Origin of the sequence: Falcatimonas sp. MSJ-15 (assembly GCF_018918265.1) — a bacterium.
GTDB lineage: Bacteria > Bacillota > Clostridia > Lachnospirales > Lachnospiraceae > Falcatimonas.
The window spans coordinates 21,185-45,343 of sequence record NZ_JAHLQC010000019.1; the positions used below are offsets into that span (position 1 = coordinate 21,185).

Annotated in this window: 21 protein-coding genes and 1 riboswitch; of the genes, 16 read left to right on the forward strand and 5 right to left on the reverse strand. The window is 32.4% G+C overall.

What is annotated here, in order from left to right:
- Positions 1–22 precede the first annotated feature (22 nt).
- From KQI85_RS13490 to asnA, 4 genes are read left to right on the forward strand one after another with little or no spacing between them, the layout of a single operon-like run.
- Entirely contained in the window at positions 23–820 is a 798-nt protein-coding gene (locus KQI85_RS13490; RefSeq protein ID WP_216576599.1) for an MBL fold metallo-hydrolase, read from the forward strand.
- A gap of 22 nt (positions 821–842) precedes the next feature.
- Positions 843–1,115 (forward strand): ACT domain-containing protein, encoded by a 273-nt coding sequence (locus tag KQI85_RS13495; protein ID WP_216576600.1) that lies wholly within the window; start codon positions 843–845, stop codon positions 1,113–1,115.
- A 28-nt stretch (positions 1,116–1,143) separates the two neighbouring features.
- Positions 1,144–2,508, forward strand: a complete 1,365-nt coding sequence (locus KQI85_RS13500) for a PFL family protein (RefSeq protein WP_216576601.1) — start codon at positions 1,144–1,146, stop codon at positions 2,506–2,508.
- Between the two features lie 20 nt (positions 2,509–2,528).
- Entirely contained in the window at positions 2,529–3,539 is a 1,011-nt protein-coding gene (gene asnA, locus KQI85_RS13505; RefSeq protein ID WP_216576602.1) for an aspartate--ammonia ligase, read from the forward strand.
- A 135-nt stretch (positions 3,540–3,674) separates the two neighbouring features.
- On the opposite strand, the gene KQI85_RS13510 is transcribed toward asnA, so the two are convergent.
- Positions 3,675–4,757: a GGDEF domain-containing protein gene (locus tag KQI85_RS13510; RefSeq protein WP_216576603.1), complete on the reverse strand. Its 1,083-nt coding sequence runs from the start codon at positions 4,755–4,757 to the stop codon at positions 3,675–3,677.
- Positions 4,758–5,032: 275 nt separating this feature from the next.
- On the opposite strand from KQI85_RS13510, the gene KQI85_RS13515 reads away from it, so the two are divergent.
- The 4 genes from KQI85_RS13515 (at position 5,033) to KQI85_RS13530 (ending at position 9,614) form a co-directional block, all read left to right on the forward strand.
- Entirely contained in the window at positions 5,033–6,577 is a 1,545-nt protein-coding gene (locus KQI85_RS13515; protein ID WP_216576604.1) for a L,D-transpeptidase family protein, read from the forward strand.
- Positions 6,578–7,257: 680 nt separating this feature from the next.
- Positions 7,258–7,920 (forward strand): hypothetical protein, encoded by a 663-nt coding sequence (locus tag KQI85_RS13520; RefSeq protein ID WP_216576605.1) that lies wholly within the window; start codon positions 7,258–7,260, stop codon positions 7,918–7,920.
- 137 nt (positions 7,921–8,057) lie between these two features.
- The gene (locus tag KQI85_RS13525) at positions 8,058–9,089 is read left to right on the forward strand and encodes an NUDIX domain-containing protein (protein ID WP_216576606.1); all 1,032 of its coding nucleotides are present in this window, start codon (positions 8,058–8,060) and stop codon (positions 9,087–9,089) included.
- Positions 9,090–9,131: 42 nt separating this feature from the next.
- The gene (locus KQI85_RS13530) at positions 9,132–9,614 is read left to right on the forward strand and encodes a hypothetical protein (protein ID WP_216576607.1); all 483 of its coding nucleotides are present in this window, start codon (positions 9,132–9,134) and stop codon (positions 9,612–9,614) included.
- 171 nt (positions 9,615–9,785) lie between these two features.
- Here KQI85_RS13530 and KQI85_RS13535 read toward each other — a convergent pair whose 3' ends face one another.
- The 3 genes from KQI85_RS13535 to KQI85_RS13545 form a co-directional block, all read right to left on the reverse strand.
- A complete protein-coding gene (locus tag KQI85_RS13535) occupies positions 9,786–10,508 on the reverse strand; it encodes an amino acid ABC transporter ATP-binding protein (protein WP_216576608.1) in 723 nt (240 codons plus the stop codon).
- Positions 10,495–11,997 carry an ABC transporter permease subunit gene (locus tag KQI85_RS17025; RefSeq protein WP_216576609.1) on the reverse strand — a complete coding sequence of 501 codons (1,503 nt, stop codon included), beginning with the start codon at positions 11,995–11,997 and terminating at the stop codon, positions 10,495–10,497. The genes KQI85_RS13535 and KQI85_RS17025 overlap by 14 nt, the downstream gene beginning before the upstream one ends.
- A 253-nt stretch (positions 11,998–12,250) precedes the next feature.
- Positions 12,251–13,165, reverse strand: a complete 915-nt coding sequence (locus tag KQI85_RS13545) for an AraC family transcriptional regulator (RefSeq protein WP_216576610.1) — start codon at positions 13,163–13,165, stop codon at positions 12,251–12,253.
- A gap of 358 nt (positions 13,166–13,523) precedes the next feature.
- Between KQI85_RS13545 and mgrA the strand changes: the two genes are divergently transcribed.
- The 6 genes from mgrA to KQI85_RS13575 all read left to right on the forward strand — a co-directional run bounded on the left by mgrA (position 13,524) and on the right by KQI85_RS13575 (position 21,615).
- Positions 13,524–14,522, forward strand: coding sequence for an L-glyceraldehyde 3-phosphate reductase (gene mgrA, locus KQI85_RS13550; protein WP_216576611.1), 999 nt, complete (start codon positions 13,524–13,526; stop codon positions 14,520–14,522).
- A gap of 147 nt (positions 14,523–14,669) precedes the next feature.
- Positions 14,670–15,266, forward strand: coding sequence for a hypothetical protein (locus KQI85_RS13555; protein WP_216576612.1), 597 nt, complete (start codon positions 14,670–14,672; stop codon positions 15,264–15,266).
- 93 nt (positions 15,267–15,359) lie between these two features.
- A riboswitch (purine riboswitch) is annotated at positions 15,360–15,456 on the forward strand.
- A gap of 227 nt (positions 15,457–15,683) precedes the next feature.
- The gene (locus KQI85_RS13560; protein WP_216576613.1) at positions 15,684–17,057 is read left to right on the forward strand and encodes an NAD(P)/FAD-dependent oxidoreductase; all 1,374 of its coding nucleotides are present in this window, start codon (positions 15,684–15,686) and stop codon (positions 17,055–17,057) included.
- A gap of 980 nt (positions 17,058–18,037) precedes the next feature.
- Positions 18,038–20,023, forward strand: a complete 1,986-nt coding sequence (locus KQI85_RS13565) for a 2-isopropylmalate synthase (protein WP_216576614.1) — start codon at positions 18,038–18,040, stop codon at positions 20,021–20,023.
- Positions 20,024–20,241: 218 nt separating this feature from the next.
- Positions 20,242–20,433 (forward strand): DUF6472 family protein, encoded by a 192-nt coding sequence (locus KQI85_RS13570; RefSeq protein ID WP_216576615.1) that lies wholly within the window; start codon positions 20,242–20,244, stop codon positions 20,431–20,433.
- A gap of 156 nt (positions 20,434–20,589) precedes the next feature.
- Positions 20,590–21,615 (forward strand): branched-chain amino acid aminotransferase, encoded by a 1,026-nt coding sequence (locus KQI85_RS13575; protein WP_216576616.1) that lies wholly within the window; start codon positions 20,590–20,592, stop codon positions 21,613–21,615.
- A gap of 179 nt (positions 21,616–21,794) precedes the next feature.
- Here the strand turns inward: KQI85_RS13575 and KQI85_RS13580 are convergent, their stop codons facing one another.
- On the reverse strand, positions 21,795–22,607 hold the full coding sequence (locus KQI85_RS13580; RefSeq protein ID WP_216576617.1) for a hypothetical protein: 813 nt from the start codon (positions 22,605–22,607) through the stop codon (positions 21,795–21,797).
- Positions 22,608–22,824: 217 nt separating this feature from the next.
- Here KQI85_RS13580 and KQI85_RS13585 point away from each other — a divergent pair, with 217 nt between their 5' ends.
- Together KQI85_RS13585 and rlmH are read left to right on the forward strand one after the other, a co-directional pair.
- Complete coding sequence (locus tag KQI85_RS13585) at positions 22,825–23,448, forward strand: HAD family hydrolase (protein ID WP_216576618.1); 624 nt, start codon at positions 22,825–22,827, stop codon at positions 23,446–23,448.
- Positions 23,449–23,647: 199 nt separating this feature from the next.
- Positions 23,648–24,127, forward strand: coding sequence for a 23S rRNA (pseudouridine(1915)-N(3))-methyltransferase RlmH (gene rlmH, locus KQI85_RS13590; RefSeq protein ID WP_216576619.1), 480 nt, complete (start codon positions 23,648–23,650; stop codon positions 24,125–24,127).
- Positions 24,128–24,159: the final 32 nt, after the last annotated feature.

Below are 24,159 nucleotides of genomic sequence, written 5' to 3' on the forward strand. Positions count from 1 at the left end.
ATTAGTAGAATGGAAGATTAGAATGAAGTTATTAAGTATAGCAAGTGGAAGCAGTGGTAATTGTATCTATATTGGTTCGACATCAACGCATATACTGATTGATGCAGGAATAAGTCGTAAGAGAATTGTTGAAGGTCTGAATACACTTTCTTTGACGCTTGATGATATTGATGCTATTTTTATAACACATGAGCATATAGATCATATTCAATCATTAGGCGTATTAGAGAGGACAAGAGTGATTCCTGTATATACATCAGCAGGAACAGCACAGGGTATAATGGCTACTAAGAGTCTTGGGAAGATACCTGAAGGTATCTTCAATATAGTATCAGCAGATGAGCTGATATCGATAGGGGACCTTGTAGTTAAGCCATTTACAATATCACACGATGCTGCAGAACCTCTTGCATATAGAATTGAGAGAGAAGACAAAGCAGTTGCAGTTGCGACAGATATGGGAACTTATGATGATTATACAGTTAGCAGTTTAAAAGGTCTTAATGCAATTCTTCTTGAAGCTAATCATGATCTCAATATGTTGCAGGTAGGAAGTTATCCGTATTATCTAAAACAGAGAATATCTGGAGAATATGGACATCTTAGTAATGAGATGTCAGGAAGTCTTCTTAATAGAATACTTAATAAGAATCTCAAAGATATTCTTCTTGGACATCTAAGTCGTGAGAACAATTATGAAGAACTTGCGTATGAAACAGTATGTTTAGCTGTTAATCAGGGAGATACTCCTTATAAAGCTGAAGATTTTAATATAAAAGTAGCTAAAAGAGACAGAGTAACTGAACTGGTGATTATTTAATCTGGTGGAGGAATATTATTAAATGAAGAAAACAATTATTACAGTAGTTGGAAAAGACACAGTAGGAATTATAGCAAAGGTTTGTACATATCTTGCAGAAAGTAATGTTAATATCCTTGATATCTCACAGACAATCGTATCAGAGTATTTTAACATGATGATGATTGTTGATACTAACAATGCTAATAAGGCATTTGATGAATTAGCATCAGAACTTGCAAAACTTGGTGAAGATATTGGCGTTAATATAAAATGTCAAAGAGAAGAGATTTTTAGTAAAATGCATAGAATATAATCAGTTTGGCAAAGAGGAGAATAACATTATGATTAATATGTTTGAAGTCAATGAGACTAATAAAATGGTTGAGCAGGAGAATCTTGATGTAAGAACAATTACAGTTGGTATTAACTTACTTGACTGTGCAGATTCTAATCTTGATGAACTTAATAGAAAAGTATATGAGAAGATTGTAAGAATAGCAAAAGATCTTGTAAAAACAGGTAATGACATAAGCAGAGAATTTGGAATTCCAGTTGTTAATAAGAGAATCTCAGTAACACCTATCGCACTTGTTGGTCAGTCTGCATGTAAGACACCACAGGATTTTGTTACAATTGCAAAGACTCTTGACAGAGCTGCAAAAGAAGTTGGAGTTAACTTTATCGGTGGTTATTCAGCAATTGTATCAAAAGGAATGACACCTTATGAAGAGAACCTTATAAGATCAATTCCAGAAGCACTTGCATCAACAGAGAGAATATGTAGTTCTGTTAACGTTGGTTCAACTAAAACCGGTATTAACATGGATGCAGTAAGACTTCTTGGAGATATAGTTAAAGAGACAGCTGAATATACTAAAGAAGATGATTCACTTGGATGTGCAAAACTTGTTGTTTTATGTAATGCACCAGATGATAACCCATTTATGGCAGGTGCATTTCATGGAGTATCTGAAGCAGATTCAATTATTAATGTTGGCGTAAGTGGTCCAGGTGTGGTAAAATATGCATTATCACAGGTGAAAAATGCTAATTTTGAAGTACTATGTGAGACAATTAAAAAGACTGCATTCAAGATTACAAGAGTTGGACAGCTTGTAGCACAGGAAGCATCTAAGAGAATGGGTATTCCATTCGGTATAATAGATCTTTCTCTTGCACCAACACCAGCAGTGGGTGACAGTATTGCTGAGATTCTTGAAGAGATGGGACTTGAAAGAGTTGGAGCACCTGGAACAACAGCAGCACTTGCAATGTTAAACGATCAGGTAAAAAAAGGTGGTGTAATGGCATCATCATATGTAGGTGGATTAAGTGGTGCATTTATTCCGGTAAGTGAAGATCAGGGAATGATAGATGCAGTTAACGCCGGTGCACTTACAATTGAAAAGCTTGAAGCTATGACATGTGTATGTTCAGTTGGTCTTGATATGATAGCTATTCCTGGCGATACAAAGCCAGAGACTATATCAGGAATTATTGCTGATGAATCAGCAATTGGTATGGTTAATCAGAAGACTACAGCAGTAAGAATTATACCTGTAATTGGAAAAACTGTTGGTGAAGTGGCACATTTTGGCGGTTTATTAGGTTATGCACCAATTATGCCTGTTAATAATTTTGACTGTTCTGTTTTTGTTAACAGAGGCGGTAGAATACCAGCTCCAATTCACAGTTTTAAAAATTAATGATAGAGAGGCGTATTAAAATGGAACGATTGATTATTCCACAAGGATATCATTCAGAGCTTAATTTGCATGATACACAGATTGGTATCAAGACAGTAAAAGATTTTTTTCAGAATCTGTTAGCTGAAAGATTAAATTTATCACGAGTAACAGCACCTATATTTGTAGATCCTTTATCAGGTCTTAATGATAATCTTAATGGTGTTGAGAGACCGGTTTCTTTTGGAATTAAGGAATTAGGTGACAAAGAAGCAGAAGTAGTACATTCACTTGCAAAGTGGAAGAGATATGCTCTTAATAAGTATGGTTTTTCTGTTGGGGAAGGACTCTATACTGATATGAATGCAATCAGACGAGATGAAGATACAGATAATATACATTCAATCTTCGTTGATCAGTGGGACTGGGAGAAGATTATAACTAAAGAGCAAAGAACAGAAGAATATCTTAAAGAAACAGTAAAAACTGTATATAAAGTACTTCGTAAGACAGAAAAATATATGTCAATTCAGTATGATTATATTGAAGAGATTCTGCCACATGATATATTCTTCATAACAACTCAGGAACTTGAAAATATGTTTCCTGATTTTACACCTAAGGAAAGAGAGTATTACATAGCAAAAGCAAAAGGTGCAGTATGCATTATGAAGATTGGAGATGTTCTTGAATCAGGTGAGAAACATGATGGAAGAGCACCAGATTATGATGATTGGGAACTTAATGCAGATATTCTTGTATACTATCCAGTGCTTGATATTGCACTTGAATTATCATCAATGGGTATTCGAGTTGATAAGAAAGCACTTTTAAGTCAGTTAAAGAAAGCAGGATGTGAAGAAAGAGCAAAACTTCCATTCCAGAAAGCAGTAATAGATGGAAAACTTCCATATACAATCGGTGGTGGAATTGGACAGTCAAGAATATGTATGTTTTTCTTAAGAAAAGCACATATTGGAGAAGTTCAGTGTTCAATTTGGCCTGAAGAAGTTGTAAAAGAAGCAACTGCAAAAGGTATACAGTTGTTGTAATTGTTTGAATATTAGATTATAAAAAACAGACTGAGAATTTAGAATGTAAATAATTCTCAGTCTGTTTTTGCATATTATCAATATTGGTGCGATTGTGCATTATTAGAATATTTAAATTTAGTTAAAGAGACTTCTCTAACTGCAAACTTTGTTTCGACCATTTTGTTTTGCTTTGTAGAGTTGTTCATCTGCTTTTAGGAAGATGTCTTTACTATCGTTACAGTCTTCATTAGTCTCCGATACTCCGACACTGATACTAAATCTTTTAATACCGTCATTAGTATCAAAAGATTCATTGGCAAATTGTGTCCTGATATATTCCGCAATCTCTACTGCACTGTCAAGTCTGGTATCAGGAATGATAATAGAGAATTCTTCTCCACCATATCTTGAACAATGGCATGGTATAGTAAGGCTTTTTATAAGTTTGGCAATTCTGCAGATAACTTCGTCACCAAACGCATGACCATAAGTATCATTAATATTCTTAAAATGATCTATATCAATAACTATTAATGAAAAAGGAGTTCCATTTTTTTGGTAAGTCATATATTCCTGATAAAGCTGTTTATAGAACATTTTGTGATTATATAATCCTGTCATAGAATCTACATCAGCTCTTTTTTCCATGATTTTTACATAATCCTGTACATGCTGTATAAGAAACAATTCTACAAGTATACTGCCACAGAAGATAGATATATTAATAAAATTGTTGAGCGGCGGAAAATATGGTGTATGTGGGTAAAAATATAATTCCTTTAACGCATATACAGAAACACATATCAATAACTGTACCCAAGTAAGAAACTTATCCTTATAAAGCGTTGTAATGATAAGTGGCAACATTAAAAGCATGGACATAAGTTCAACACTTGTATGTATCCAGATAGCAGATGCAGCAAATATACTGATTAAAATAATTGTACTAAGGAACATAGTTCGTTTGTAATATATTTTTCTTTTTATCTTGCTTAAACCTATAACAATAAGCATAGCTATACCTTGCATGCCACTTGGTTTTACTATAAATAACCAAAAGTAGCGGATTCTGCCACATTCAGAATTTGGCTTATAGAAGACAAATAATAGAAGTTCTACAGCTAATACTAATATCCATATTTTATAAAAAGCTTTAAAAGTTATCTGATTCCACTCATCAAATTCACTTTTAGTAACTTGCTCTGGTGGTTTTATATTATTTTTTGGTAATCCCATTATACTCCTCCTTAGTATGAAATAATATATAATCTGTCATAAATAATATATTGTTTCTATACGTATTTGAAATGATATTATTAATATTAAATACTATATATTTATAACAATCTTATGTGGAAATATCAATATCAAAATGAAAATTTTTATTATATAAATATTTCGGAGATATTATGTATCTAAATAATACTTTTTATAAGATTCATGGTTAAGTTACTATGATTTTAGCCCGATAATACAAGAAAGTGTGTTTGAACTAAAAATAGTGGAAAGGTATGGATAGGGTTATGGGAGAGAAGAAAAAGTATCTAATCGCAGGAGTGTCTGTAGGTCTTGCATTAGTTGCAGTTATTACTTGCTTTGGAGTGAGAAATCTTGTTAGAGGAAAAGCTTCTGATACGTCGGCTGAAGCTACAACACAGGTGGCACTTGTTGAGAAGAATGAGGGAACTTCAAAAGACAGGTATAAGGATGAAAAAAAATCAGAGTCGGCAGAAATGCCACAATCTAAACAGGAAGTAACAGATACTAATGAAGAGACGGCATCAGTAGGAGAAGAGTCTTTAGCAGAGAATACGTCATACGTAGAGACAATCCAACAGATTAATCAGAAGAAAAAAGATTATGCATATTTTATTCGTGTTAACAGGGCAGCTAATTGTGTTACTGTATATGGTCGTGATAGTAATGATGATTATACAGTGCCACTTAAAGCTATGGTATGTTCAACAGGGCGTGATACACCATCTGGTGTATTCTCAACAAGCGACTATTATGTATGGCGTAAACTTGTTGGCGGAGTATATGGACAGTATGCAGTTAGAATAAGTGGTCCGATATTATTTCATTCAGTACCATATTATAGTGCTAATAAGAATGATCTAGAGACAGAAGAATATAATAAACTTGGTATAGCAGCATCTCTTGGATGTATACGATTAAGTGTAACAGATGCAAAGTGGATATATGATAATTGTGACAGAGGTACAATAGTTGAGATATATGATGATGCAGAGAATCCGGGGCCACTTGGCAAACCATCATCTATTAAGATTAATGCAGGATGTGGATGGGATCCTACAGATCCGGATGAGAATAATCCTTGGCATCATTCAGTTGTATCGATTGAAGGTGTATCAGACCGACTTGTTGAGCGAGGAGATATATCATTCGATAGAAAAAGCGGTATAATAGCTTATGACGGTTCTGGTAATGATGTTACAGACAGAGTACAGGTATTTGGTGATGTAGATGTATATACTACAGGAACTTATGATGTTACATATTCATCATCTGATGAAACAGGAACAGGAATATCATATACAATAAAAGTAACAGTAGTAGATACAGTAGCACCGGCAATTACAGCATATCCGGTTAATCATGTAATTACAGCAAAGACTAATGTCAATGATGATTTTTTCAGAGAAGGAATGGCAGTGTCAGATGCAGGAATAGCAATGAGTCTGTCAGAGGTAAATGTGTCATATGAACCATTACATGAGGGCGATAATGTTATAAAATATATAATTCGAGATGCATCAGGTAATGTTACAGAGTATACTAATAATGTGTTTACAGATAGAATTGCACCACAGATTATATTAAAAGAAGATAAGAATGTATCTGCAGATATAGTGATTGATGAAGCCTATGCAAGAAGCAGAGTAGTTGATGTAATCGAAGCGAATGAATTAGATTCATCGGGTATACAGATTGCGATAAACCAGATATCAGAGAGAGAATATAGCATAACATATAGCTGTTTGGATTTTTATGGTAACGTTGGAAGTGTTACTGAGAATATAATAGTATCTTAAATTGATTGATAATTTATTTTATGTTATATATCATATATCACTAGATGATGGAGATATACCCAGATAATTAAAATGTAGCAGATTAGTTAAAATATGATATATATTAGAATGATTAAGTGATGATGAGCCTTAATTCAGATTTAGAATAATTAAAATTTAGAATAATTAAAACTTAGAATAATTAAAACTTAGAATAATTAAATTATGATAGATATTGATATTTAAGATTAGATAATAAATTATGATGAATTAAGATAATATAATAACACCTGAGCAAATTAATATCAGAAAGTTGATTTTTAGCTTTTGACAGGAATTTGCGAAGGTGTTGTTTTTTACTCTAAGCATATGTTATTTTTAAAAAGTATATATTGTTTTCAAAGTATATATTGTTTTCAAAGTATATATTGTTTCTCAAAGTATATATTGTTTCTCAAAGTATATGTTGCTTTTCAAAGTATATATTGTTTCTCAAAGTATATATTTTTTTCAAAAGTATATGTTGGCATGTGTAATAAACTATGCTAATATTGAAAATGGAGTATAAAAATATATAATATTGGCAGATATAAAAGGTTGAATGCATTAGTTAAAATTATGTAATGATATGATTTGAGCTTTGATAAGAGAGCTTTTATAATTGCGCAATATTATAACCAAAGATGAGGAGAGATTAAAAAATGAGACAATCAGTAATGTCAAAAATGTCAGATAAGATGTATCTGGCGGTTGTTATCAGTGCATTTATCGCAGTAATAGCAGGATTTATGCCTGATTATCAGAAGTCGTGGTATGCTAAGGAGAGACTTTGTAGTTATGATGAATATGCACATTATAATGGATATCCTGGAACAGAAGATTATCCAACTGCTTCAACCCGCAGCGAGATGAAAGAGCTTAAGACATTTGTAATTGAAGCAGATGCAAAAGATATTAAAGCTACCGGTCTGTATGTTACATTTAACGATATGAAACTTAGCAAATCAAAAGGACTTAAAATGTTTCGTAATCTTGATGATGGCGGAGCAGGACAGTTCTATATTGTAAAAACTGATAGTGGAGAGAGTATATTTGTACTTCTTGATGATGATACGATTACTCTTCCTAAGAGTGGTAAAGTAAGACTTCCAATTGGCAGTATTACAGATAAAAAGTATAATTCTATGATGGAATATTATGATGAAGTTGGAAGCGACAATGTAAAATGGTATGTTGATGCTGCAACAGACTGGAGAGAGAGTATTACAGCAAAATATGTAGAAAGACAAAGATATCTTATAGGTTTTTTAACATTCTGTATATCTGGTGTTGTGATATATATAATATTAAAAAAGATTAAATAGAATTCGATTAATTAAAAAATGTATCAAGTTTTAACTTGATATGTATGTTAAGTAGCATTTGAAAGTTGGATTTTGATTATGACTTCAAGATTAGAATTATCAATATGACAAAAATAAGTGAAAAGGATGATATAATAATGAATGAAAAATTGTCATTTACAACATTATGCTATATAGAGAATGATGACAGTTATCTTATGCTTCATCGTGTAGCAAGAGAGAATGATATTAATAGAGATAAGTGGCTTGGCGTTGGTGGACATTTTGAAAAAGGTGAATCACCTGATGAGTGTGTACTAAGAGAAGTCTATGAAGAAACTGGTCTTATACTTACGTCATATAGACTTAGAGGTATAATCACTTTTGTATCAGATGAACAGGATGCAGAATATATGTTTCTCTATACTGCAGATAGATTCGAGGGTACAATGAATACCTGGTGCGATGAAGGTATACTTGAGTGGTATAAGAAGAGTAGAATAAAAGAACTTAACCTTTGGGAAGGTGATAGAATCTTTTTTAAACTTCTTGGAGAAAGAGAGGATGTATTCACATTAAAACTTGTATATGAAGGTGATATATTAAAAAAAGCAGTTCTTGGCAGCGATGAGATGGAGTTGTTTGATATTGTTGATGAAAGTGGAGAACCAACAGGTAAGATAAGAGAACGTTCACTTGTTCATGCTTATGGTGATCTGCACAGAACAGCACATATATGGATTGTGAATAAAACAGATAATGGTAAATACAAAGTGCTATTACAAAAGAGAAGTAAAGATAAAGACTCGTATCCTGGCAATTATGATATCTCATCAGCAGGACATATTAAGGCTGGATATAGCTATGATGAATCTGCGATAAGAGAATTACAAGAAGAACTCGGAATTGAAGCCAAAGTTACAGAACTTAAGAGGGTAGGTCTATCAAGAATTAAGTGTAAGTCAGTATTCTATGGTAAAGACTTCATAGATAATGAAGTGAGTATGGTATACATATATGACAAAATGGTAGATGAGAGTAAGCTTGTATTACAGGCATCTGAAGTTGAATCAGTTAAATGGATTGATTATGAGGAATGTCTTAGTGAACTTAAGAATGGTAAAAAAGGCTATTGCGTGAGAATGGAAGAATTCTTAATGATAGGACGATATCTTGGAATTGTAGATTAAAAAATAAAATTCAAAGCTGTAAAGATAAGGAGATACTTTTTTATGGGAATGAAATTTGATGAAAGTCTTAAGGCTTGTCAGAATATTGAAGGTTGGAAATTTGTGACAAGTTTTTCAGTCGGAGGATTTGAATGGTTGGGATTCTCAAAAGAAAGACCAAACAAAATGATTATTATTTCTTCTCAAAAAACTACTATATTAGATTGTAATAGTGGAGAATTAGAAAATTGTTCCATTGATTATGATGAAGATGAGCTTATTGCAATTTGCGACCAATTACCAAATGAGAATATTTTAATATCAGGAGAATATGGTGGAACATTACCTAAGATAACTAATAATGGCGAAAGGGTTTTTATTCAAGAAAACGATGAGCATATTATGACTATAACTTTCATTCTTAATAATAACAGAGAGATAAAAATTTATGAAAATTATAGAGCATACACTTGTGGTTTTAGCTATGATGGAAAATATTTTGTTATTGCAAACGACGGTGGTATTATTGTTATAAAACGGTGTTGATGATGCATTGCTTTGGTTTAGCAGAGATAACATAACAGCAAGTAAGATATATAAGAAAGCGATAATGATATTATTCATTATCGCTTTCTCCATGTTTATCATCCTCGTCAACATCTATAATTAAATCGTTTGGTATACAATTTAGTGTTTTACATATTTCAATCTAATATATTATAATACTTTTCCAAGGAAGTTAATCGTTCTCTCATTCTTAGGATGTTCAAATATATCTTCTGGAGTACCTTCTTCGACGATTACTCCACCGTCCATGAAGATTACTCTATCAGCAACTTCTTTTGCAAAACCCATCTCATGTGTTACAACGACCATTGTAAGACCTTCATGAGCAAGCTGCTTCATAACATCAAGAACTTCTTTTACCATCTCAGGATCAAGAGCTGATGTAGGTTCATCAAAGAGAATTACTTCAGGTGATAGTGCTAGTGAACGTGCGATAGCAACACGCTGTTTTTGACCACCTGAGAGCTGTGCAGGATAAGAATTAGCTTTGCTGTCAACACCAACACGTTTTAAAAGAGACATTGCAAGCTTGTCGGCTTCCTCTTTAGTCATGAGCTTATGCTTAACTGGTGCAAGTGTTATATTCTCAAGTATTGTAAGATGTGGAAACAGATTAAAGTGCTGAAATACCATACTTACTTTTCTTCTTAATGCATTAATATCTGTCTTAGGATCACAGATATTAATGCCATCAATGGTGATGTCTCCTTTGGTAGGCTCGTCAAGTCTGTTAAGACATCTGAGAAATGTACTTTTACCAGAGCCTGAAGGTCCGATAATTACGACACATTCTCCTTTTTCTATATGTTCATCTATTCCTTTTAATACTTCTAATTTGTTAAAGTATTTATGAAGATTATTAACGTATATCACTTCTTCTTAATCTCCTTTCAAATATGGCAAGACACTTTGTAAGTATCTTTACGATTAGGTAATATATAATAGCTATTGCTAAAAGAGGCAGGAATGTCTCATATGTTCTTGATATAATGAAATCAGAAGCCTTTGTAAGATCTGCTATTGCAACATAACCTACAATTGCAGTTTCTTTTATAAGAGTAATGAATTCATTGCCAAGAGCAGGAAGAATATTCTTAATAGCCTGTGGAATAATAATGTACTTCATTGTCTCAAAATATGAGAATCCAAGTGAACGTCCACCTTCCATCTGTCCTTTATCAACAGCTGTGATACCGGCTCTTATAATCTCAGAAACATAAGCACCACTGTTAATGCCAAAAGTTACGACAGCAGCAACAGTTCCGAGTTTGCTTTGGAATATAACCATATACATAATAAGAAGCTGAACAACTGCAGGAGTACCACGAATTATATCAATATAGATACCAGCAATTACTGATGCAACAGTATTCTTTCCATGTCTATCTTTGCTAAGTCTCATAAATGCAACTATGAATCCAAGAATAACACCAAGAATAACTGCGAGGAATGATATATATAATGTTACCCAAAGACCATTTAAAAGTCTTATATATCCATTAGTGTCGACGAATACGAATTTACATTTATTAATAAAATCAACGAATACATTACCTGTTTTTTCATAAGTCTTTGTAGTAGATTCATTATTAATATATTTATCAACAAGTTCATCATAAGTTCCATTTTCTTTAACTGTTTCAAGACCTTTGTTAATAGCATCAAGAAGTTCGCTATTACCTTTTGCTACAGCAATTGCATATTCTTCTTCAGAAGTATCATTAAAACATGTAAGTTTTGATTCATTAGCAGCAACAATCTTTTTAGCTGGGCTTGAGTCGATTACTACAGCGTCAACACCGCCATTTAGAAGTTCGACAGTAGCATCAGAAGCTTTTTTGAATTGTTTTACTACTGTATTTTTATCTGTAATAATCTCGTTGGTATCACTTGGTGTAACGATAAGGTCACCTGTTGTTCCTTCCTGAACAGCGACTTTTTTACCATTAAGATCATCAAGACTTGTGATATCACTTCCGATTGGAACTATTATACACTGTGTTGCAGTATAGTATGGAGTAGAGAAATCAACTGACTGTTTTCTCTCATCAGTGATAGTCATACCTGCAATTGTAACGTCTATTCCACCTGTAGTAAGTGAACCTATTAATGATTTGAATTCCATATTAACAACTTCGCAATCATAACCGGCTTCACTAAGAATTGCCTTAATAAGTCCAATATCAAATCCATCACATTCGCCATCATCATTGATATATTCGAATGGTGCGAATTCAGCATTAGTACCAACTCGTAAGGTCTTTTTGTTTTTGCTGTCTGAATTGCTTTTTCCATTGCATCCACATATTAATAGTGAGAATATAGTAAGCAATAAGAGCAGCTTTTTAATAGTTCTTTTCAATCTAATCTTCTCTCCTTTTATGAATTTAGAATTTTTGGATAATGAGAGATAGTTACTTTTAGAAAGCATAATTCTTCATTATCGGAGTCACAACTTTATTCATTATAAGGTATGAATATTAATTTAGCAATATAAAAATGTATAAGTACTTAAGAAAATGAATAAAAACAACAAAAAAGCATAATATGCATTATTAAATGAATTTATGTTGTAATAATGCATAAAAATATAATTGTCTGGCATATTTAGACGATTATGAATTAGAAGTCCATCGGCCAGGTGAGATTCCTGTAGCTTTTTTAAAAGCTCGATTAAAGTGATATTCATCACAAAAGCCTGTTTTTAGTGCAATCTCATTGAGTTTTGAAGTTCCATTTATAAGTAGGATCTTAGCTTCGTTAATTCTAACTGTATTAAGATAAGTGAAGATTGTCATATCAGTCTGTGCTTTAAAGATACGATTAAGGTAGTCAAAGTTCATACCGATTTTAGAAGCAATATAACTGCCTGTAAGTTTATTCATGTATTCTTTATGAATAATAGTGAGGATACTATCGACTTTTGTAGCGTTTCTTGATATTTTTGTATCATAAGTCTGTTGATTAAGTGCAAGCTTGCTATAATATGAGGATATAAGTGTCAGAACTTTTATTACATCACATGAGCATATTGTCTTATAATATTCATATTTTTCAATAGAATTGCTATATGCATCAGATAGATTAAGTTCAATAGTTCTTACTGTTGCAATATCCTGTATATATATGTCACGAGGAATAAGAAGTCTTGCCTTGTCATACAGCTCATGATTCAATGGGCTTAGGCTATGTGACAGGTTCTGATTATCAATAATCATCTGTTGGACGTCACATATTCTCTTGCAATCGAATTCAGTAAAATTATTAACCGGCATATATATACGAAAAAAAGTACAGTCTGTTAAAGCATTTATTTTGTAATTATGATCTGGCAGGAGAAAAAGAACGTACCCCTTGCATAGATGGAACTTAAAATCGTTTTCGTATAAATCAAGCTCACCATGCGTTATGAAATACATAATATAGTCATTAGATGTCGTTTTAAAACTAAGTTCATCAGATAATGACATATCAGTCTTATCAACAAGGCTTATATAGAGCATGTGTGATGGTTTGTAGCATAAAAACATTCTGTTGTAATACCTCCTTTATTTGCTATGATTAAGTGGTTTAATAATATCTTTTTAATAATTGTGTATGTATCTGTTTGAGATTTGAACAGGATATATTGATTACTATAATCAGTATAACTTTGAGATGTAGAAATGTAAAGTATAAAGCAGAAATGTAAAATATAAAACAAAAAAGTAAAATATAAAACTGAAATGTAAAAAACAGGTAGCTATTATACAAAAATATATCGTGATTAGGTATTTTATTATCAGGTATAAACAGATAGAATATAATAGTATTTTATAGATGGTTGCATGTATAGACATATTGCAATCAATTACAATTAAAAAATAATATTACAGGGAGGATGTTAATATGTATAGTGCTAACGAGAATCGATATGAGAGAATGGAATATAACAGATGTGGGGCGAGTGGACTTTTCCTGCCAAAGGTATCACTTGGTTTGTGGCATAATTTTGGCAGTGTTGATAACTTTGAGAATATGAGACAGATGTGTAAGACTGCTTTTGATAATGGTATAACACATTTTGATCTTGCTAATAATTATGGACCAGTATATGGTTCTGCAGAAGAGAATTTCGGAAAAATTCTAAAAAAGGATCTTGGAAGTTACAGAGATGAACTTGTTATATCAACAAAAGCAGGTTTTGATATGTGGCCGGGACCTTATGGTAACTTTGGTTCAAGAAAATATCTTATTGCAAGCCTTGACCAGAGTCTTAAGAGAATGGGACTTGAATATGTTGATATATTCTATCATCACAGACCAGATCCTGATACACCACTTTTTGAGACTATGCAGGCATTAGATTCAATAGTAAAAAGTGGAAAGGCTCTCTATGTAGGTATATCTAATTATAATAAAGAACAGACTAAGGAAGCTATGGCTATTCTTAAGGAACTTAAGACACCATTCATTATTAATCAAAGAAGATATTCAATTCTTGACAGACATATTGAAGAAGATGGACTTAAATCTTTTGCTCACGATAATGGTTGTGGAATAATAGCTTTTTGTCCGCTTGAACAGGGATTACTTACAGATAAATATCTTAATGGAATTCCACAGGATAGCCGAGTAAGAAGAGATGGAAGATTCTTAAAAGAGAGTGATATTACAGAAGAGAAAGTTGCAAAATTAAAAGCACTTAATGAAATAGCATCTAAGAGAGGACAGACTCTTGCACAGATGGCTCTTTCATGGATTCTTAAAGATGATGAAGTTACAAGTGTTCTTATTGGAGCATCAAGACCATCACAGATAGAAGAGAATATAAAACTTCTTGGACATACTTCTTTTACAGAAGAAGAATTAAAACTTATTGATGATATTACATATAATAGAATATAGTTAATTATTGCTGTAAAATATCATATAAAATATGTCGAAGAAAATAAAGATGATATAAAACTAATATAGAGTGTTTTTCTATGAAAGAATAGAAGAAAGCGATTTGGACACTGATTCACATTTTGTTTTTAGTAAGGAGGAATGGGTATGAATGTGTCTGGAATAAATACTATTAGTACAATATATGGATATGATGCAGCTAAGAATAAAAAATCAGATGACAAAGGCGTAAAATCGCTATTACAGACATCGAAAGATAACAAAAATGAAACGTATATAGAAGATACAAAAGATACTGCCAATCAGGAAATATATACGAATGTTACATATAATAATCAGGCTAAAGAATTATTTACAGCAGATACACAAGCAATGTATCAGTTTATCAATAATCTGCTTACAACAGATGAAGATAACAATAAGAATACTGATGATTATTCGAAAGTACTTAAGATAGCAAGAAGAATAGCAAGAGGTGATAAAGTTCCAGCTTATGACGAGAAGAAGCTTATGGAATATAGCATGGATCTTTATCAGATGGCAAAATCTTCAGCTATGCTTCATGCGAACAAGAAACATAAAAAGTACAAATCATTATATAAAGATGAAGATAAAAAACATGATATTGAGAAGATGATTAGGGTAATATCCGAAGACGATAGTACAAGCAAACAGGTTAAAATCTCAATACCCGCTGATACAGGCAACATCGGTGAAACTCCCGAGAGTGAAATATGTGAGTGATAAAGCAGTATATAATGTAAATTTGTCTGTATAATGTGAGCATAATGTGAACTTTTATAAAAAAATAAAATTTGTACTTGCAAAATTGCAAAGCAAAGGATATAATAGCTTCTGCAAATAAGTTCATAATATGGATGAACGTTTCTACCAACTACCGTAAATAGTTGACTTGCATAATATATTTATTTAAAATCAAAGAGTAAATATATATTGGAAGTCAGCTATGCATGGTAGTTTTTTTGTCGTTAAATATAAGTTGAATACATATATGTAGACTGCACTACATATTAAGAATAGATATTTATTGACGAATAATTAGAATGTAAGCAGCAAAAGTTCTTAAAAGATTTGGAAACTATTAGTTAATATATGTGAAGTAGAATCTTAGAGAACATTAAGTGGAAGGAGACACGGGATATGAAGTATGATATTATTATAATTGGAGCAGGTCCTGGGGGAATATTCTCAGCATACGAATTAGTTAAGGAGAACAGAGGACTTAAAGTGGCTGTGTTTGAAACAGGTCATTCACTTGATAAAAGACATTGTCCTATAGATGGAGATAAGATAAAGAGTTGTATTAACTGTAAAAGCTGCTCAATAATGAGTGGGTTTGGTGGAGCAGGAGCTTTTTCAGATGGTAAATATAATATTACTAATGATTTTGGTGGTACTTTGTATGAATATATTGGTAAAAAAGAAGCTATAAATCTTATGAAATACGTTGATGATATTAATATGGCTTATGGTGGTGAAGGAACTAAGTTATATTCTACAGCAGGAACAAAGTTTAAAAAAGTATGCTTGCAAAATAAACTTAATCTTCTTGATGCATCAGTAAGACATCTTGGAACGGATATTAACTTTATAGTACTTGAGAATATCTATGCTGAGTTAAAAGATAAAGTTGAATTCCATTTTGATACTCCGGTAAGAAGTATTGAAGTAATAGATGGTGGATATAAGATTATTACAGACAAAGATAGCTATGAGTGTGAAAAATGTATAGTATCTGTTGGAAGAAGTGGAAGCAAATGGATGGAAACTGTATGTAATGAACTTGATATTCCGACTAAATCTAACAGAGTTGATATAGGAGTTCGTGTTGAGTTGCCGGCAGTTATTTTTTCACATCTGACAGATGAATTATACGAGAGTAAGATTGTATATAGAACAGAGCAGTTTGAAGATAAAGTCCGTACTTTCTGTATGAATCCACATGGTATTGTTGTTAATGAGAATACTAATGGCATTGTTACAGTTAATGGACACAGTTATGAAGGCGAAGATAAACAGACAGAGAATACTAACTTTGCATTACTTGTTGCAAAGCATTTTTCAGAGCCTTTTAAAGATAGTAATGGATATGGTGAGAGTATTGCAAGACTTTCTAATATGCTTGGCGGTGGTGTAATAGTTCAGAGATTTGGTGACCTTGTAAGAGGAAGAAGAAGTAACCAGAAACGTATAGAAGAAGGGCTTGTAACGCCAACTCTTAATGCAACACCGGGAGATCTTAGCCTTGTGCTTCCAAAGAGAATACTTGACGGAATTATCGAGATGATATATGCACTCGATAAGATTGCACCGGGTACAGCTAATGATGATACTCTTTTATATGGTGTTGAAGTCAAATTCTATAATATGGAAGTTGAACTTGATGAACACTTAGAGAGCAGATATAAAGGTCTATATATTATCGGAGATGGAAGCGGTGTTACACATTCACTTTCACATGCATCAGCAAGTGGCGTATATGTAGCAAGAAATATTCTTGAAAGCATTAACTAATGATGATTAGAAATAATCTTGAAAGCATTAACTAATGATAATTAGATATAATCAGAGTTATATTGGTATATATGCTATGCATAGCAGTCAGTATAAGTTTGATTAATATAGATAAAGTTCCATATATCCGGCAAATAATATAGATTAAATCGAATAGCGTATGTAATAATATAAGTTAACAGATTGGTAATACTATTTACTAAAAAGGATTTACAGGATGATAATGGTATTAAAGTACAGATAGGCTTTAGACATGGAACTTGTTAACCCTCATGGTTTATATAAAGCAAAAATAATTACACATATACATACGCTGTTCGTGTTTTGCCATATAAAGTAGTATTAATGATCTGTGATTACTTATATAATAAAATAGATAAGTATAATATGTAATTTATAGTATCATAGTATAGATATATAAATGAATAAATAGAAAAGTATATATAAATGAATAAATAGAAAAGCATATAAAAAGAAATCGGCTGTAAAAACAGCCTTAGATGAGGCACTTGCTCACATTCATGGGGCGAGTGCCTTGTTTTTGTTATTTTGTTATAAATCTGTGGTGCAAATCTACAGGATTGTCTATTTAACCGTTGCGTTTCCATCCTTGAAAAAAATAAATCTGTGTCGAAAATCCACAGCTTTGCCTATTAAGATAGTCAGTTAACATCTGATGGATATACAACATAAAAAATCAACCAAAATGATTAATTTTAAGAAAATATTAAAAAAAATCAACCAAAATGATTAATTTTAATCATAGTCAAATAACATATTTTGTGTTAACATAGTATCAGAAATCACTTAAACACTGTGAAGAAAGATAGTATACCTTCCGCCTTTGTTATCCGGACGATATAAGAGGCGGATTTTTATTTACATAAGTAAATGATTAAGCATGTGCAGATAGGAAGTATCTATCTTATTCACAAAATCCAATAAAAAGTAGAAAATAAGAAAATATCAGGAGGGCAATTATGAAAGGATACGACAAATACGAAAGAGCATATTTTATGCCACCGGAATGTACATATGAATGGGTTAAAAAAGATTATATTGAAGCACCACCAATATGGTGTTCTGTGGATCTTAGAGATGGTAATCAGGCACTTATAGAACCAATGAGCCTTGACGAAAAGCTGCAGTTTTTCGAGATGCTTGTTAAGATTGGTTTTAAAGAGATTGAAGTTGGATTTCCTGCTGCATCTGAGACAGAGTATAATTTTATGAGAGCTCTTATTGAGAGAAATATGATACCTGATGATGTTACAGTACAGGTACTTACTCAGGCAAGAGAACATATTATTAAGAAGACATTTGAAGCTGTAAAAGGTGCTCCACATGCAGTTATTCATCTGTATAATTCTACATCTGTTGCACAGAGAGAACAGGTATTTAAAAAGAGTAAGGAAGAAGTTAAACAGATTGCTATTGACGGAGCAAAACTTCTTAAAAAGTTAGCTGAAGAGACAGATGGTAATTTCTCATTCCAATATAGTCCGGAGAGTTTTCCTGGAACAGAAGTTGATTATGCAGTAGAAGTATGTAATGCAGTACTTGATGTATGGCAGCCTAAAAAAGATAACAAAGCAATTATTAATATTCCAACAACAGTAGAGAATGCAATGCCACATGTATTTGCAACACAGGTTGAATATATAAGTAAACACCTTAAATATAGAGATGCTGTTACATTATGCCTTCATCCTCATAATGACAGAGGAAGTGGTGTAAGTGATGCAGAACTTGGAATTTTAGCTGGAGCTGAGAGAATTGAGGGAACACTTTTTGGTAATGGTGAGAGAACAGGTAATGTTGATATCGTTACACTTGCTATGAATATGTTCTCACATGGAGTAGATCCAAAACTTGATTTTCATAATATGCCAGAGATTCGTGCCAAGTATGAGCAATTTACAAGAATGCATGTATATGAGAGACAGCCATATGCAGGAGATCTTGTATTTACAGCTTTTTCAGGTTCTCATCAGGATGCGATTGCAAAAGGTATGGCATGGAGAGAAGAGAAAAAACTGCATAAATGGTCAGTTCCATATCTTCCGGTTGATCCTATGGATGTTGGAAGAACTTATGATTCAGATGTTATCAGAATTAATAGTCAGTCAGGCCGAGGCGGTGTAAGCTATGTTCTTAAACAAAATTTTGGTATTGCACTTCCAGACAAGATGAGAGAAGAAGTTGGCTACCTTGTAAAACATGTATCAGATGAAGAACATAAGGAATTATCACCACAGTGGATATATGAGATATTTGTTGATAAATATGTTCACTCACAGCCATTTTTCCAGATATCAGAATGTCACTTTAAACAGATTGATGGTATTATGGCTGAAGCTACAATTATACATGGAGCTAAAAAATGTATTGTTGATGCTAATGGTAATGGTCGTCTTGATGCTGTAAGTAACACTATTAAACAGTATTTTGGAATAAGTTATGAACTTACAGTATATGAGGAGCATGCACTTTCACAGGGTTCATCATCAAAAGCTATGTCTTATGTAGGAATAACTTGTGAAGACAAATTATATTGGGGTGCAGGCATAGATGATGATATTATCAAATCTTCAATTAATGCGTTAGTTGTTGCAGTTAATCAGCTTCCTGTATTAAAAGACGATACAAGTATACAAGATGAGAGACTTATACAGATAGAGAATTACATTCAGGCTAATTATCAGACAGTAACTCTTGAAGACATTGCTGATAAATTTAACCTTACAGAGCAGTATGTTTCAAAGTATATAAAAGATAAATCAGGTAAGACATTCGGTGATATCGTTCAGAATATCAGAATGAAAAAAGCCAAGACATTGTTAAAAAATGGCAATATGACAGTTGAAAATATTGCAGCAGCAGTAGGATATCCTAATGTTGAACATTTTAACAGATTGTTTAAGAAAAAATATGATATGACACCAGTGCAGTATCGTAATTCATAAAAATCACAGTCCCTTTATGCAGGTTGTGCAATGTAGTTATTACATATAGCAATACATAAAGGGACTGTAAAAATATTATGCATAATTGATAATAGTACAATGTCTGACTTGCTTTATTGTATATACTTGATATAATAATATTTAAGCAGGAAGCACTAAAACCTTAGCTTTGTGAGTATATACAAACCTGTTGCTTATGATTAAAAGGAGATAAAAATATGGCGAAGATAAGTAAAAAAACTAATTGTGACGATTGTCAATATTATGCATATGATGAAGATTATGAAAGCTATTTTTGTGAGATGAATCTTGATGAAGACGAGATGGCGAGATTTATGACAGCTTCATATGACAATTGCCCTTATTATAGAAGTGGTGATGAATACAGAGTAGTAAGACACCAGATGTAATAGATATTAATTATGAATACAAAAATTGAAAAACTTTAAAAAAAATAATGACATATTATATCTAAGGTGCTATACTAACGTTAATGTATTATTTTTGCAATGTATAAAAGCAGAGATAATGACTCTTAGAATAATTACTGAAAGGAAGTTTTTATTATGGAAAAGAAAAATATCGATTGGGAGAATATCGGCTTTGGATATATCCAGACTGATAAAAGATTCGTAGCAAATTATAAGAACGGAGCATGGGATGAAGGTACATTAACAGATGATGCTAATATAGTTCTTAATGAATGTGCCGGTGTTTTACAATATGCTCAGACTTGTTTTGAAGGAATGAAGGCATACACTACTGAAGACGGACATATAGTAACTTTCCGTCCTGATCTTAACGCACAGCGTATGGAAGATTCAGCCAGAAGACTTGAGATGCCTGTATTCCCACAGGACAAGTTTGTTGAAGCTATTGTAAAAACAGTTGAAGCTAATGAAGCATATGTTCCACCATATGGTTCAGGAGCAACATTATATATCAGACCATATATGTTCGGCAGCAGCCCTGTAATCGGTGTAAAGCCAGCAGAAGAATATCAGTTCAGAATTCTTACAACACCAGTCGGACCATACTTTAAGGGTGGCGTTAAGCCATTAACAATTCGTGTAAGTGATTTCGATAGAGCAGCACCTAACGGAACAGGACATATCAAAGCTGGTCTTAACTATGCAATGAGTTTACATGCAATTGTAACAGCACATGAAGAAGGATATGCTGAGAATATGTATCTTGATGCTGCTACAAGAACTAAAGTAGAAGAAACAGGTGGAGCTAACTTTATATTTGTAACTAAAGATAATAAAGTTGTAACTCCTAAGTCAAATAGTATTCTTCCTTCAATTACACGTCGTTCACTTATGGTTGTTGCTAAAGATTATCTTGGTCTTGAAGTTGAAGAAAGAGAAGTATATTTAGACGAAGTAAAAGATTTTGCAGAATGTGGACTCTGTGGTACAGCAGCAGTTATCTCACCAGTAGGTAAGATCGTTGACCATGGTAAAGAGATCTGTTTCCCAAGTGGAATGGAAGAGATGGGACCTATAACTAAGAAGTTATATGAGACATTAACAGGTATCCAGATGGGTAGAATTGAAGCACCAGAAGGATGGATAAAAGTTATTAAATAAAAACTGACTTTTGTTTTTGGTAATAAAAAGCTAGTTGTATACAATAAAAAGCTATGTGTATGTATAGGAACAATCTTTAAAATAGTATTTTAAGAATGTTTACTATATGACACATAGCTTTTTAAATATAAAAAATGAATCTGATTAATACATAATGATAAGAAACAATTTAATGCAGATTAGTACAGCTTATCAATGATCTCTTCACAAAGATTATCAAGATAGCCATCATCCATCTTACCAAAATGTTCAACAATAAGTTCTTTTATTTTTTCAGTTCTCTTGAAGAATAATACTTCGTCAGGAAGTGAATTATCATCAAGAAGTTCATCAATGTTGTGAGCTTTGTATGTAGCAAAGAACCAGTCTTTAATCTCTTTAGTTGTCTTTTCTTCTGTTCCGGCTTCGCTTTTTAACTTCTTAGCAGATGTAAGTGAATTGATTCCACCATATAAGAAGACAATTAGCAAAGCAGAGAATACAATATAAAACAGAGGACTGTTATTGTATTTGATAATGCCTGCGATATTAAGAATCATATATATTGCACATATGAATGTGAATACAAGAAGTGATATTCCGGACGATTTAAGTTCCGTATATTTGCTTGATTTATTCTCGTATACAGGGGATTCATCAGTAGTGATATTGTTTGAATTATCTCTATCAATATCAGTTTCATTGTTAAGTTGATCTTCTAATTCGCTTTCTTTAAAGATTTTAACCAAAGCAGCAGCTTTTTCTTCATCTTCAGGAAGTACATATACAGAATAGCTTATGAGTTCATCATCATAATCCATACAGGCACTTTGGATATCAGAATATTTTAGAAAATCAACAAGTCGTTTAGCTGGTTCTTCTTCAAGATATATAAGTGGTACATGTGTGAGCTTTATATCATCATCAAGTGATTCAACAAGTGGCACATTGCAATCTTTACATATACTAATTCCAGCAATATATTCATTTTTGCATTTTGGACACCATGGCATAGAATAATCCCTCCCTATGAAATTAATAATCCTTTTCATTATATATTATAGAAGTAAGAGTTGCAAGCACATACATAATTTGATAAACTAAATTTTATGGAAATGTCAAAAGTTTTAATGACTTTAACCATAGATTATTAAAAAAATTAGGATATATACGCAAGTACAATCAAGTGATTTTAAGAAGAATGTACTGAAGTAAAAATGAGGTGAAAATATGTTTGATGGAATAATTTTTGATTTGGATGGAACATTGTGGGATGCGACAGATATGGTAGCTGTTGCATGGGAGAAGGTTATCAATGATAAGACAGGACTTGGAATAAAGATATCAGGTGATGATCTCAAAAGATTATTTGGTCGTCCATTACCAGTTATTATAGAAGCACTTCTTCCAGAACTTACAAAACAGCAGCAGGAAGAAGTACTTGAAGTATGTACACAGGCAGAATATGATGAACTTAGAATTAATCCAGGTAAACTCTATGACGGTCTTGTAGATACACTTAAAGTGCTGAGTAAAAAATATAAACTGTTTATAGTTAGTAATTGTCAGGCAGGTTATATTGAACTATTTTTTGAAGTGACAGGACTTGATAAATATTTTGCAGATTATGAATGTCCGGGAAAAAGCGGGCTTCTTAAGGCAGCTAACAATAGACTTATAGTAGAACGCAATGCTCTTAAGAATCCGGTATATGTTGGTGATACAATGGGAGATAAAGAGGCTAGTGATGAAGCAGGTATTCCATTTATATTTGCTTCTTATGGATATGGAGAAGTAGATAATTACTATGCGAAGATTGAAAGTATAGATGAATTACAGAAGATATTAATGTAGCAGGATAATTGCTTTAGCAGGATAATTAACTTACTAGGATAATTAACTTAGAATGAAATTGATTTAGAAGAATAATTACTTTAGAGTGATGATTACTTTAGAATGATAATTAATGTAGCAGGATAATTGCTTTAGCAGGATAATTAACTTAGAATGAAATTAATTTAGAAGAATAATTACTTTAGAAGGAGATGAAAAGTTGAAGATTACATTAGTAACAGTTGGAAAAATAAAAGAAAAATTCTATACACAGGCAATTGATGAGTATAGTAAACGTCTGTCAAAATATTGCAAACTTGAGATTATTGAAGTAGCAGATGAGAAGACAATGGATCTTAGTAAAGAAGGACTTAATCGCAAAGTGATAGAAAAAGAAGGCGAGAGAATTCTTCAGAATATAAGGGATGATGCTTATGTTATAGCTTTGGCAATTAATGGTAAGATGCTTGATTCAGTTGAACTTTCGGATAAGATTGACGAACTTATGGTATCAGGCAAGAGCCAGATAGTATTTGTAATTGGAGGTTCGCTTGGGTTGTCTGATGCAGTAATGAAGAGAGCAGATTATAGTCTTAGTTTTTCTAAGATGACATTTCCGCATCAGCTTATGAGAGTTGTACTTCTTGAACAGATATATAGAAGTTTTCGAATTATGAATAATGAGCCATATCATAAGTAAAGAATGATAACAACGAAGTTATATATTGAGTA

Excerpts from the sequence above, each read along its gene's own strand:
- KQI85_RS13495 (WP_216576600.1), top strand. The coding sequence starts at position 843 with ATGAAGAAAACAATTATTACAGTAGTTGGAAAAGACACAGTAGGAATT.
- KQI85_RS13585 (WP_216576618.1), top strand. The coding sequence starts at position 22,825 with ATGTTTGATGGAATAATTTTTGATTTGGATGGAACATTGTGGGATGCG.
- KQI85_RS13555 (WP_216576612.1), top strand. The coding sequence starts at position 14,670 with ATGAATGTGTCTGGAATAAATACTATTAGTACAATATATGGATATGAT.
- KQI85_RS13515 (WP_216576604.1), top strand. The coding sequence starts at position 5,033 with ATGGATAGGGTTATGGGAGAGAAGAAAAAGTATCTAATCGCAGGAGTG.
- KQI85_RS13530 (WP_216576607.1), top strand. The coding sequence starts at position 9,132 with ATGGGAATGAAATTTGATGAAAGTCTTAAGGCTTGTCAGAATATTGAA.
- KQI85_RS13570 (WP_216576615.1), top strand. The coding sequence starts at position 20,242 with ATGGCGAAGATAAGTAAAAAAACTAATTGTGACGATTGTCAATATTAT.
- KQI85_RS13490 (WP_216576599.1), top strand. The coding sequence starts at position 23 with ATGAAGTTATTAAGTATAGCAAGTGGAAGCAGTGGTAATTGTATCTAT.
- KQI85_RS13565 (WP_216576614.1), top strand. The coding sequence starts at position 18,038 with ATGAAAGGATACGACAAATACGAAAGAGCATATTTTATGCCACCGGAA.
- KQI85_RS13545 (WP_216576610.1), bottom strand. The coding sequence starts at position 13,165 with ATGTTTTTATGCTACAAACCATCACACATGCTCTATATAAGCCTTGTT.
- KQI85_RS13525 (WP_216576606.1), top strand. The coding sequence starts at position 8,058 with ATGAATGAAAAATTGTCATTTACAACATTATGCTATATAGAGAATGAT.
- KQI85_RS13510 (WP_216576603.1), bottom strand. The coding sequence starts at position 4,757 with ATGGGATTACCAAAAAATAATATAAAACCACCAGAGCAAGTTACTAAA.
- asnA (WP_216576602.1), top strand. The coding sequence starts at position 2,529 with ATGGAACGATTGATTATTCCACAAGGATATCATTCAGAGCTTAATTTG.
- KQI85_RS13560 (WP_216576613.1), top strand. The coding sequence starts at position 15,684 with ATGAAGTATGATATTATTATAATTGGAGCAGGTCCTGGGGGAATATTC.
- KQI85_RS13575 (WP_216576616.1), top strand. The coding sequence starts at position 20,590 with ATGGAAAAGAAAAATATCGATTGGGAGAATATCGGCTTTGGATATATC.
- KQI85_RS13520 (WP_216576605.1), top strand. The coding sequence starts at position 7,258 with ATGAGACAATCAGTAATGTCAAAAATGTCAGATAAGATGTATCTGGCG.
- KQI85_RS13580 (WP_216576617.1), bottom strand. The coding sequence starts at position 22,607 with ATGCCATGGTGTCCAAAATGCAAAAATGAATATATTGCTGGAATTAGT.
- mgrA (WP_216576611.1), top strand. The coding sequence starts at position 13,524 with ATGTATAGTGCTAACGAGAATCGATATGAGAGAATGGAATATAACAGA.
- KQI85_RS13500 (WP_216576601.1), top strand. The coding sequence starts at position 1,144 with ATGATTAATATGTTTGAAGTCAATGAGACTAATAAAATGGTTGAGCAG.